This window comes from Niveispirillum fermenti, from assembly GCF_052474395.1.
This window is the reverse complement of sequence record NZ_CP156681.1, coordinates 2,360,602-2,372,457: the sequence shown is the minus strand read 5'-3', so window position 1 is coordinate 2,372,457 and position 11,856 is coordinate 2,360,602. Positions and strand designations below refer to the sequence as shown.

Here is an 11,856-nt window from a genome sequence, read left to right as displayed (position 1 = left end):
GAAATGCCGGGCAAGGGGGCCGCCCCCTCCCGGCCAGCGGAGTGGCATATGAACAGCATCAAGGACCTGATCGGCGTGGATTTCCCGCTATTCGCCTTCAGCCATTGCCGCGACGTGGTCGCGGCGGTCAGCCGGGCCGGCGGCTTCGGCGTGCTGGGCGGCAGTAGCTTCACGCCGGAAAGCCTGGAAACCGAACTGCGCTGGATCGACGAACATGTCGATGGCAAGCCCTATGGCATCGACATCCTGATCCCGGAACACCAGACGTTGGGTGGCGAACTGAACATGGACAGGCTGATGGGGCAGATCCCCCCCAAGCATGTCGATTTCACGGTGGACCTGCTTCAACGCCACGGCATCAATGCCGGGCCAGGGGATGTCGTCACCCGGCAATTGCCTGCCACCCTGCCGGAGGTGGGTGAAGCGCTGATGGATGTGGCGTTCCGCCATCCGATCCGGCTGATCGTCAACGCGCTGGGCATCGCCCCGCCTTCCATGCTGTCGCGGGCCAGGGCGCATGGCGTTCCCGTCGGCGCGCTGGTGGGGGCCAAGGAACATGCCATCCGGCAGGTCCAGGCCGGCGTTGACATCATCATCGCGCAGGGCGGCGAGGCCGGCGGCCATTGCGGCGAGGTATCGACCCTGGTCCTGGTGCCGGAGGTGATCCGTGCCATCGCCCCCATCCGGCCCGTCCCCGTGCTGGCGGCCGGCGGCATCATGACGGGCGCGCAAATGGCCGGGTGCATGGCCATGGGTGCCGCCGGCGCCTGGACCGGTTCCGTCTGGCTGGCCACCACGGAGGCGGAGACCAGCGAGGTGTTCCGCGAGAAGATGGTGGCCGCCACCTCCCGCGATACGGTGCGTTCACGCACCCGCACGGGCAAGCCGTCGCGGCAGTTACGGTCCGGCTGGCATGCGGCCTGGGACAGCACCGGCAGCCCCGGTGCCCTGCCCATGCCGCTGATGGCCATGATCTCCATCCCCACCTTCGAACTGATCGACAAGGCGGCGGAGCGGCCGGAGGCACCGGCCCGCGACCTGGTCACCTATTTCGTCGGACAGGGCGTCGGGCTGGTGGAAAACGTCCGCTCCGCCACCGCTGTCGTGCAGGAATTCAAGGAGGATTTCGCCGACGCCGTGGGCCGCATGATGGCATTCGTGGAGGACGACCGATGAGCATGCAGGCCCACCCACTGAGCCCGCTGCTGGCGCCGCGTTCCGTGGCGCTGGTCGGGGCGTCGGAGAAATCGATCTGGACGATCCTGATCCTGCGCAACTTCAAGGATTTCGGGTATCAGGGCGCGCTGCATGCCGTCAACCGGACCGGTGTCGACACGTTCGGCGTCAAGGGCTACCGCTCCTGCCGGGACATCGGCGCGCCGGTTGATGTCGCCTTCATCTTCGTACCCATCGATGCCGTGCCCGATGCCCTGGCCGATGCAGCGGCGGCGGGCATCCGTTATGCCACCATCCTGACATCCGGCTATGCGGAGGTAGGAGAAGAGGGACGCCGCCGGCAGGACGCGCTGGTCGCCCAGGCCGAGGCGCTCGGCGTCACCCTTTGGGGACCCAATTCGCTCGGCTACAACAATGTCGAAGCCGGCATCCCGGTGTCCGTGATCCCGGTCGTGAAGCCCTTCCTGCCCCCGTCCATCGCCATCCTGTCGCAAAGCGGGGCGACCGCGGCCGAACTGGCCGAATATGCGCATGGTCAGAATATCGGGACCAGCTTCGTGGCCGCCACCGGCAACGAGGCGCAGGTCAGTCTGGCCGAAATCATCGATTACCTGGTCGATCATGAAAGCACCAGGGCCATTGCCGTCTTCGCCGAGACCATCCGCAATCCGGCCGCCTTCGTCCGGGCCGCCGAACGGGCCCGGACGAAGGCCAAGCCCATCGTCGTGCTGAAGATCGGCCGCAGCCAGTTGGCAACGCAGGTGGCGCAGGCCCATACCGGTTCACTGGTCGGCGATGACGCGGTTTTCGATGCCGTCTGCGACCGTCTGGGCGTGATCCGCGTCGCTTCGACGGAGGATCTGATCAACACCGCCGGGCTACTGGCCGCCACGGGCCGCCTGTCGGCCGACGGGCTGGGTTTCCTTTCCATTTCCGGCGGGGCCTGCACCCTGGTCGCCGATGCGGCGGAGGCGCATGGCGTGCGGCTGCCACCCAACGACCCCGGCACCGTCGCTGCCCTGCGCGGCGTGCTGTCCGACCTGGGGTCGACGCTTAATCCGCTGGACGTGACGGGGGCCGCCATGCGTGACCCCGACCTGTTCGGCCGTGTCATTCCGCTGGCAGCGGGTGCGCCGGGCATCGGGCTGCTGGGTGTCGGCATCGCCGTGCCGACGGCGGAAGGACAAAGCCTGCCGCCGGCCCTGACCGCCATCGGGCGCGCCGCCGCCGCCATCGAGACGCCGAGCGTCGTCGTTTCCACCTGTGGCAAGTCGCTGAATGATTATGCCCGCCAATCCATCGCCGAGCATCGGCTGCCGCATGTCATGACGGGCATCGACGCCTTCCTGCGTGCGGCGGGCAACGCCATCCGCTGGTCGGCGCGGGTGGACGAAACCGGCGTGGCGCCGACCCTGGTGCAGGACAAGCTGGACCAGCCGCCGCCCCTGGACACCGAACAGGCCGTTCTGACGTTCCTGGAGGGTCGGGGCGTGCCCGTGGTGCCGCAACGCCTGGCACGCAGCGCCGGCGAGGCGATGCGGCATGCCGGTGATATCGGCGGGCCGCTGGCCTTGAAGATCGTCTCCCCCGACATCGCCCACAAGACGGAGGTGGGCGGCGTCCGCCTGAACGTGCAGGCAGCGCAAGCCGGAGCGGTCTTTGAGGCCATCATGGCCGACGTGATCCGCGCGCGGCCCGGCGCCCGCCTGGAGGGCGTGTCCATCGCCCCCATGCGGGGTGGCGGCGGGCTGGAACTGCTGATCGGCGTCCGCCGCGATCCGACCTGGGGGCCGGTGATCGCCGTCGGCTTCGGCGGCGTGCTGGTGGAGGTGCTGGCCGATCTGGCCATCGCCCCCCTGCCCGTGACAAGGACCCAGGCCGCCGGCCTGCTGCGCGGCCTGCGCGGGGCGCGTCTGCTGGACGGGTTCCGGGGCACGGCGCCGGCCGACATCGACCGGCTTGCCCAGGTGATCGTCGATATCGGCGATGCCGCCCTGTCGCTGGGTGGCGGGCTGGCCGAACTGGAAGTGAACCCGTTGCGTGTGGCGGGCGCGGAAATAGAGGCGCTGGACGGGCTCATCGTCTGGCGGAAGGAGACGTGATGACCGAACAGACACCCGCCCCCGTGACCTTGGAACGCCGGGGCCATGTCGCCATCGTCACCCTGAACCGCCCGGCGGCGCGCAACGCCATCAGTGCTGCGATGGCGGAAACAATCGAAGGCTTCGTGCAGGAGATCGAGGCCGACAACGCCATCCGCGTTGCCATCCTGCGGGCCGAGGGTCCGATCTTCTGCGCCGGGGCCGATCTGGCAGAGGTCGCGGCCGGCCGGGGCATGTCGCTGGCCCGGCCGGAAACCGGCTTCGCGGGCTTTGTACAGGCACGGCGGTCCAAACCCTGGATCGCGGCCCTGCAGGGACCGTCCCATGGCGGCGGCACGGAGATGATACTGACCTGTGACCTGATCGTGGCCGCGGAAACGGCCGCACTCGTGCTGCCAGAGGTGAAGCGTGGGCTGATTGCCGGGGCCGGCGGCTCCTTCCGCGTCGCCCGCTACCTGCCCCGCCCGCTGGCGATCGAGATGCTGGTGACGGGCCAGCCGCTGCCGGCCCCACGTGCCCATGCGCTGGGTATCGTCAACCGTCTGGTCCCCACCCCCGCAGAGGTGCTGGACGAGGCCCTGCGCCTGGCCGAACTGGTGGCCTCCATGTCGCCGCTGGCCGTGCGGCAGAGCCTGCGTGTCGTCCGCGCCGCCGCGGACCAGGGAGAGGCTGAGTTGCTGGCCCTGCAGGATGATGCGAACGGCATCGTCCTGTCCGGTCCCGATGTGAAGGAGGGGGCCGGCGCCTTCATCGAGAAACGCCAGCCGGAGTGGCGGACATGACGCGGGCGGCTCTGGTGCCCGTCATCATCGGTGTCGGCCAGGTCAATGACCGGCCGGGACCGGAGGAGCCGGGACTGGATTCCGCCGGGCTGATGCTGGCAGCCCTGGCCGCAGCCGAGCAGGATGCCGGGGTGGCGCTGCTGGGCCGGCTGGACTGGCTGGGGGTGGTAAACCAGATATCCTTCCCCGACCCGGCCATCGACGCGGCTCTGGCCGACCGCCTGCCCGCCCGGCCCGGCCACCTGCATCTGACCGGGGACGCAAGTGGCCATGGGCCAGTCGAACTGTTGAACCGCGCCGCCAACGCCATCGGCCGGGGCGAGGTGCGTATCGCCGCCATCACGGGGGGCGAGGCCCTGCGCACGGCTGCGCGGCGGGATGGCGGCGGTGCCATGGCCAACGCCCTGGCCGCCGCGGCGGAGGCCGGGGCCACACCCCTGGCCCGCCGCTATGGCCTGGTTACGCCGGCCGATGTCTATCCGCTTTACGAGAATGCGACGCGCGCCGCCTGGGGACAGACCCTGGCGGAGGCGCAGGCCGAAACGGCCCTGATCTGGTCCGGCATGTCAAAGGTGGCGGCGGCCAACCCGAACGCCTGGTTGCATCAGCCCGTGGATCCAGCCGGCATACTGGCCGAAGGCCCCGCCAACCGCATGATCAGCTTTCCTTATACCAAGCTGATGGTCGCCAACAGCGCGGTGAACCAGGGAGCCGCCCTGATCGTCACCAGCCTGGCCATGGCCCGTGAACTGCGCGTGCCCGAACATCGCCTGATCTTTGTGGGCGCCGGTGCGGCCGCGCATGAGCCGGCAGATTTCCTGCGGCGCGACGGCTTCACGGCATCGGCCAGCCTGAACGCCACCATCGACGGCACCCTGGCCGCCAACGGTCTGGTGATGGGGATTCTGGACCATGTGGAGCTTTACAGCTGCTTTCCCTGCGTGCCCAAGATGGCCCGCCGCCGCCTGGGCTGGCCGGTGGACCGGCCGCACAGCGTCTATGGCGGCCTGACCTTCGGCGGCGGTCCCATCGGCAATTGCATGACCCATGCCGCCGCCGCCATGGTGGAAAGGTTGCGGGCCGGCGCCGGTACGGGGCTGATCGTGGCCAATGGCGGCTATGCCACCCACAACCACGCCATTGCCTTGTCCAGCCGCCCGCCGGCCGCCAACCCCTTTCCGCAGGAATACGATGTCCAGGCCGATGCCGATGCGTTGCGCGGCCCGGCACCGGACCTGCTGGAGATGTATGAGGGGCCGGGCGTGCTGGAAAGCTTCGTCATGCCCTATGGACGGGAGGGTACGCCGCGCGGGGCCACCATCGTGGCCCGCACACCGGAAGGCGCCCGTTTCCTGGCCGCCGTGCCGGGTGATGACGGGGAAACCCTGTCCTGGCTGTCCACACCTGACGGTCCGGGTCCTGTCGGCGGCAGGGGCCGAAGCCTTGCCCTGGGCGATGGCCGCTGCCGCTGGGTACGGGAATGACCCCGGACCCTGTCGGCGGATAGGGGACAGGGCATCGCCCGCCCCTATCATGGAAAATAAAGTGTCGGGGAGGAAAACAGTGACGATCAGCAGCACCGGCCAGCCCCCCGGGGCAGCGCCGGACACCCTTGACGCCATCATCGTCGGGGCAGGATTCGCGGGCCTCTACATGCTCCACCGTCTGCGCCAGTCGGGCCTGCGGGCCATGGTGCTGGAAGCCGGGCCGGATGTCGGCGGCACCTGGTACTGGAACCGCTATCCCGGTGCGCGCTGTGATGTGGAAAGCGTGGTCTATTCCTATTCCTTTTCGGATGAACTGGTCCGGGAATGGAACTGGTCGGAGAAATTCGCCACGCAGCCGGAAATCCTGGCCTATATCCGCTTCGCGGCCGACCGGCTGGACCTGCGTCGCGACATCCGCTTCAACACCCGCGTCACCGCCGCCCATCATGACGGGGCCGCCAACCTGTGGCGTGTACAGACAGAGGACGGGCGGGAGATCGCGGCGCACTTCTGCATCATGGCGACAGGGTGCCTGTCTTCCAGCCGCCTGCCCGACATTCCCGGCATCAGCGCCTTCAAGGGACAGGTGATCCAGTCCGCCCATTGGCCCGATGAACCCGTCGATTTCACCGGCAAGCGCGTCGGGATCATCGGCACGGGATCGTCGGGCATCCAGATCATTCCCATCGTCGCGGCACAGGCCGGGCACACCCATGTCTTCCAGCGCACCGCGGCCTACAGCGTGCCGGCCCGCAACGCGCCGCTGGCCCCGGATTATCGCGCGGCGGTCAAGGTCGGCCATGGGGAAATCCGGCGGCAGTTGCGTGCCGGGCTGATCCATGGCAACAGCGACCTGCGGGTACCGGGGGAGGAACCGGTGCCACCCGGCCGGACAGCAGCCGAAATGACCCCGGCGGAACGGGAGGCGGCGCTGGAGGAACGCTGGCGGCGCGGCGGCGCCTGGTACATGTTCACCTTCTCCGATCAGGTCGTCGACCGGCAGGCGAACGAGATCGCGGCCGATTTCATCCGCCGCAAGATCCGGCAGATCGTGAAGGACCCCGCGGTGGCGGAGAAACTGTGCCCCACCTCCTATGCCATCGGGGCCAAGCGCATCTGCGTGGATACCAACTATTACGCCACCTTCAACCGGCCCGACGTGACGCTGGTCGATCATGCCGACGCGCCCATCCGGGCCGTGACGGAAAAAGGCATCCGCACGGATGGCGGTGAATACGAACTGGATGTCATCATCTTCGCCACGGGCTTCGATGCCATGACGGGCGCCTTGCTGGCCATGGATATCAGGGGGCGCGACGGGCTTTGCCTGCGGGACAAGTGGCAGGATGGTCCACGCACCTATCTGGGCCTGGGACTGGCCGGGTTCCCCAACCTGTTCACCATCACGGGGCCAGGCAGCCCGTCCGTCTTCAGCAATGTCGTCGTTTCCATCGAACAACATGTCGAATGGATCGGCGACTGTCTGGACCATATGAAAAGCATCGGCGCCACCCGGATTGAGGCGACGGAGCAGGCGGAAACGGATTGGGTCCGCCATGTGGGCGAGGTGGCGCACGCCACCCTGATCCCGACCACCCGGTCCTGGTATGTCGGGGCCAACATCCCCGGCAAGCCCAATGTCTTCATGATCTATGTCGGCGGCGTCGGACCGTACCGCGACATCTGCAACAGGGTTGCAGCCGCGGGCTATGCGGGCTTCACCCTGTCCGCCACCGACAGCACCGGCAAGGAAGGTGCGGCATGAGCATGATGGCAGCGGCCGGCCCGCAGGCCGGAGAGCGTTTTCTGGAACAGCGGCACGCCCAACTGATCGGCGGTGAATGGCGGCCCCCCGCCACCGGCCGTGTCCTTGACGTGCTGGACCCCGCCACGGGCGAGGTCATCGCCCAGGCCCCGGATGGCGATGCGGCCGATATCGATGCGGCCGTGACGGCGGCGCGCGCAGCGCATGAAGGTGAAGCATGGCGCGGCCTGACATCGGATGCACGCGCCCGCATTCTGTGGCGATATGCCGACCTGATCGAGGCGAACGGCGAGGAACTGGCCTGGCTGGAGGTACGCAACAACGGCATGCCGCTGGGCTTCGCCAATTGGGCCATCGGCGCCGGCGCATCCTGGCTGCGCCATTATGCCGGGCTGACGGCCAATATCTTCGGCCGCAACGCCTCATCCGCCCTGTCGGGCGGCGGCCAGCATGTGCATGCCTATACCCGGCGCCAGCCGGTCGGCGTCGCCGGGCTGATCCTGCCCTGGAACGGGCCGATCGGCGCCTTCCTGATCAAGGTGGCGCCGGCACTGGCCGCCGGCTGCTGCCTGGTGGTGAAACCGGCGGAGAACACGCCGCTGACGGCCCTGCGCCTGGGTGAACTGGCGCTGGAAGCCGGGCTGCCGGCGGGGGTGCTGAACATTGTCAGCGGCCACGGGGCGACGGCGGGTGCCGCCCTGGCCGCCCATCCCGGCGTCGACAAGATCTCCTTCACGGGATCCACCGCCATCGGCCGGCAGATCGTGGCGGCATCGGCCGGCAATCTGAAGCGGGTGACGCTGGAACTGGGAGGCAAGTCGCCCTGCATCGTCTGCGACGATGCCGACATGGACCAGGCCATCCCCGGTGCCGCCATGGCCATCTTCGCCAATAGCGGCCAGGTCTGCTTCGCCGGGTCCCGTCTGTTCGTCCAGCGTCGTTCCTTCGACCGGGTGGTCGACGGCATCGCCGGTTTCATGAAGGGGCTGAAGGTCGGGTCGGGCCTGGACCCCGATACCGTGATCGGCCCCCTGATCTCCGCCCGGCAGCGCGACCGGGTGCGCGATTTCATTGACAGCGGCCGGGCGCAGGGGGCGGAACTTGTGGCCGGCGGCGGTGCGCGCGACGGGGCCGGCTTCTTCCTGGAACCCACCCTGTTCGCCAATGTCCGCGCCGACATGCGGATCGCGTCGGAGGAGATTTTCGGCCCCGTGCTGGTGGCCACCCCCTTCGACGACCTGGACGAGGTGGTACGCGCGGCCAATGGCACGCGCTATGGCCTGGGTGCCGGCATCTTCACGGGTGACGTCAACAAGGCACACCTGCTGGCCGACCGGATCGAGGCCGGAAACATCTGGATCAACAGCTATGGCCTGATGCACCCGACCATGCCGTTCGGTGGCTTCAAGGAGTTTGGCTGGGGCCGGGAAATGGGAACAGAGGGGATGGAGGCGTTCCTTGAAACCAAATCCGTCTATGTGCAGCTTCATGGCTAGGCATACCCTGCCCTTTCTGCTGCTGGCCGGCCTGTTTCTGGCCGGTGGCGGTGCCCCCGCATCGGATCGCGTGCTGCGTGCCGATGAGCAGGCGCAGGACTGGCCCAGCCATGGCCGTACCTATGGGGAACAGCGCTATTCCCCGCTGGACCGGATCAGCCCGGCCAATATCGGCCGGCTGAGGCTGGCCTGGTATCACGACCTGGATACCAACAGGGGACAGGAGGGCACGCCGCTGGTCATCGACGGCGTGCTTTACACGACTACGGCCTGGAGCAAGCTGGTGGCCGTGGACGCGGCCACGGGACGACAATTATGGATCCATGATCCCGAGGTGCCGGGGCCGGCCGCCTTCAACAGTTGCTGCGACGTCGTCAATCGCGGCCCGGCCTATGCCGATGGCAAGCTGTACCTCGCCACGCTGGACGGCCGGCTGCAGGCGGTGGATGCGAGGACGGGCACGCTTCTCTGGTCGGTACAGACCACCGATCCGGACAAGCCCTATACCATCACAGGTGCCCCGAGGGCGGCCAAGGGCAAGGTCTATATCGGCAATGGCGGTGCCGAATATGGCGTGCGCGGCTATGTCAGCGCCTATGACGGTGCCACGGGCGGGCTGGTCTGGCGCTTCTACACCGTGCCGGGTGATCCGACGCGCAAGGACGGGGCGGCATCGGACACCATCCTGGAAAGGCTGGCCCGCGAGACATGGAGCGGTGAGGATTACTGGAAGAAATATGGCGGCGGCGGCACGGTTTGGGACAGCATCGTCTATGATCCGGACCTGGACCAGCTCTATATCGGGGTCGGCAACGGCTCGCCGCTGAACCATGTCATCCGGTCGGAGGGCAAGGGCGACAACCTGTTCCTGTCTTCCATCGTGGCACTGGACCCCGATACGGGGGCCTATCGCTGGCACTATCAGCAGGTGCCGGGCGAAAGCTGGGATTACACGGCCTCGCAGCAGATGATGCTGGCCGACCTGCCGTTGGACGGCGACATGCGCAAGGTCCTGCTGCATGCCCCCAAGAACGGCTTCTTCTATGTCATCGACCGCCGGACCGGAAAGCCGTTATCGGCGGAAAAATACGCCCCGACCAACTGGGCGACGCATATCGACCTGGAAACAGGGCGGCCCGCGCTGACACCGGAAGCGCGATATCTGGAAAAGCCCTTCATCGCGACCATCGGGTCCGCCGGCGCCCATAGCTGGCATCCCATGTCCTTCAGCCCGAAGACGGGGCTGGTCTATATCCCCGTTCAGGTCATTCCCGGCTATTACCACCGTGACCGGGCCTTCACCTACCGCAAGGGACGCTGGAACCTTGGCTATGATCTGATGCGCCTGCCCCTGCCGCGCGACGCCGCGTCGCGCCAGGCCATGCAGGAAGGGCTGCAGGGCTGGCTGTCCGCCTGGGACCCGGTCGCGCAGAAGGAGGTCTGGCGGGCCGATCACGGCATGCCATGGAACGGCGGCACGCTGGCCACGGGCGGCGGGCTGGTGTTCCAGGGAACCTTCGACGGCCGGTTCATGGCCTATGACGCGGCCACGGGTACGGAATTGTGGCACTTCGCGGCGCAGACCGGGGTCATGGCCGGACCCGTCAGCTACGAGGCGGGTGGCCGGCACTATATCGCCGTCATGGCCGGTGCCGGCGGCGCCGTGCCGCTGGCACTGCCCAGTTTCCAGGGCCCGCAGGCCCAGCCAAACGGGCGCATCCTGGCCTTCGCCCTGGATGGAACCGCCCACCTGCCGCCGCTGGAAGCCGTCCTGCCCCCTCCCAGCGAAGCCGCCGTCCCGGCACCACCGGACCGGATCGAACAGGGCCGACTGCTCTATGCCGATAATTGCGGCGGCTGCCACGGGCTGGGCACCTTGTCGGGCGGCATCCTGCCCGACCTGCGCCGCTCCGGCGTGCTGGAGGATGCGGAGGCCTGGCGGCAGGTGGTCATGGAGGGCATCTTCCAGGATCGCGGCATGATCGGCTTCCGCCAGTTTCTGAGCGAAGACGAAGCCGAAGCCATCCGTGCCTATGTGGCGGACGAGGCGGCGCATCTGCGCCGGGAAACCGGAAAGGAACCATGACCATGCCGCTGGACCCGGATGCCCGCCGCCTGCTGGACATGGCCGCCGCCGCGGGTGCCCCGTCGCTGGATGCCATGGGTGTCGTTGCCGCCCGCGCGGCGGTGGCCGCCATGGGGCCCATGCTGGCCCCGCCCGCCCCGCCACACGCCCTGCGCCATCTGGTGCTGGACGGACCGGGTGGTCCGCTGCCCGCCCGCCTTTACCGGCCGGAAGGCGTGGACGCAGACATTCCCCTGCCGGCCCTTGTCCACCTGCATGGCGGCGGCTGGGTACTGGGCGATCTGGATGGATGCCACAGTTTCTGCGCAACCATCGCCAGCCGGGCCGGAATCGCGATCCTGTCCGTGGATTACCGGCTGGCACCGGAACACCCTTTCCCTGCCGCCCTGGCCGATACGCTGGCCGCCGTCCGCCAGGCGGTGACGCTGGCCGCCGATCTGGGCATCGATCCTTCACGGCTGGCCATCGGGGGCGACAGTGCCGGCGGCAATCTGGCGGCCGTCACCTGCCTGACCCTGCGTGACGGGGGCGGGCCAGACCTGCGGATGCAGGTTCTGCTCTATCCCGTCACCGATCTTCGCATGCGATCCGCCTCCTATGCCTTGCCCGATGGCGACGGGATGCTGACCGGCAGCATGATGCGCTGGTTCCGGAATCTCTATGCCGGGCCAGGGGCGGACGTGACAGACCAGCACCTGTCACCCCTGCTGGCGGACGACCATGCCGCTCTTCCGCCGGCCTATGTCCTGACCTGCGGCTTCGATCCGCTGTGTGACGAGGGCCGGGCCTATGCCGATGCGCTGGCGGCGGCGGGCGTGCCCGTCACCCATGTGCATTGTGCCGACCAGATGCATGGCTTCCTGTTCATGGGCGGCGCCATCGCCGCCGCCGGCCCTGCGGTTGAGGCGGTGGCCGATCACCTGCGCACCGCACTGGCCGGATAGGCCCCGCGCCGCATCGCC

General features: G+C 68.3%; 8 protein-coding genes. All 8 read left to right on the top strand.

Annotated elements, in window-relative coordinates; genetic code table 11:
- The first annotated feature begins 48 nt into the window (after positions 1-48).
- Positions 49-1,176: a nitronate monooxygenase gene (locus tag ABC728_RS22200; protein WP_416621383.1), complete on the top strand. Its 1,128-nt coding sequence runs from the start codon at positions 49-51 to the stop codon at positions 1,174-1,176.
- Positions 1,173-3,278, top strand: coding sequence for an acetate--CoA ligase family protein (locus tag ABC728_RS22195; protein WP_416621382.1), 2,106 nt, complete (start codon positions 1,173-1,175; stop codon positions 3,276-3,278). The genes ABC728_RS22200 and ABC728_RS22195 overlap by 4 nt, the downstream gene beginning before the upstream one ends.
- Positions 3,278-4,060 (top strand): enoyl-CoA hydratase-related protein, encoded by a 783-nt coding sequence (locus tag ABC728_RS22190; RefSeq protein ID WP_416621381.1) that lies wholly within the window; start codon positions 3,278-3,280, stop codon positions 4,058-4,060. Before ABC728_RS22195 ends, ABC728_RS22190 begins: the two co-directional genes overlap by 1 nt.
- Complete coding sequence (locus ABC728_RS22185; RefSeq protein ID WP_416621380.1) at positions 4,057-5,544, top strand: hypothetical protein; 1,488 nt, start codon at positions 4,057-4,059, stop codon at positions 5,542-5,544. The genes ABC728_RS22190 and ABC728_RS22185 overlap by 4 nt, the downstream gene beginning before the upstream one ends.
- Positions 5,545-5,623: 79 nt before the next feature.
- On the top strand, positions 5,624-7,312 hold the full coding sequence (locus tag ABC728_RS22180; RefSeq protein WP_416621379.1) for a flavin-containing monooxygenase: 1,689 nt from the start codon (positions 5,624-5,626) through the stop codon (positions 7,310-7,312).
- Positions 7,309-8,808, top strand: coding sequence for an aldehyde dehydrogenase family protein (locus tag ABC728_RS22175; protein ID WP_445376503.1), 1,500 nt, complete (start codon positions 7,309-7,311; stop codon positions 8,806-8,808). Before ABC728_RS22180 ends, ABC728_RS22175 begins: the two co-directional genes overlap by 4 nt.
- Entirely contained in the window at positions 8,801-10,894 is a 2,094-nt protein-coding gene (locus ABC728_RS22170; RefSeq protein WP_416621377.1) for a PQQ-dependent dehydrogenase, methanol/ethanol family, read from the top strand. The genes ABC728_RS22175 and ABC728_RS22170 overlap by 8 nt, the downstream gene beginning before the upstream one ends.
- Entirely contained in the window at positions 10,891-11,838 is a 948-nt protein-coding gene (locus ABC728_RS22165) for an alpha/beta hydrolase (protein ID WP_416621376.1), read from the top strand. Before ABC728_RS22170 ends, ABC728_RS22165 begins: the two co-directional genes overlap by 4 nt.
- The last annotated feature ends 18 nt before the right edge of the window (positions 11,839-11,856 follow it).

Bases quoted from the DNA above. Each gene is read 5' to 3' on its own strand.
- ABC728_RS22190 (WP_416621381.1), top strand. From the start codon at position 3,278: ATGACCGAACAGACACCCGCCCCCGTGACCTTGGAACGCCGGGGCCAT.
- ABC728_RS22200 (WP_416621383.1), top strand. From the start codon at position 49: ATGAACAGCATCAAGGACCTGATCGGCGTGGATTTCCCGCTATTCGCC.
- ABC728_RS22175 (WP_445376503.1), top strand. From the start codon at position 7,309: ATGAGCATGATGGCAGCGGCCGGCCCGCAGGCCGGAGAGCGTTTTCTG.
- ABC728_RS22185 (WP_416621380.1), top strand. From the start codon at position 4,057: ATGACGCGGGCGGCTCTGGTGCCCGTCATCATCGGTGTCGGCCAGGTC.
- ABC728_RS22165 (WP_416621376.1), top strand. From the start codon at position 10,891: ATGACCATGCCGCTGGACCCGGATGCCCGCCGCCTGCTGGACATGGCC.
- ABC728_RS22170 (WP_416621377.1), top strand. From the start codon at position 8,801: ATGGCTAGGCATACCCTGCCCTTTCTGCTGCTGGCCGGCCTGTTTCTG.
- ABC728_RS22195 (WP_416621382.1), top strand. From the start codon at position 1,173: ATGAGCATGCAGGCCCACCCACTGAGCCCGCTGCTGGCGCCGCGTTCC.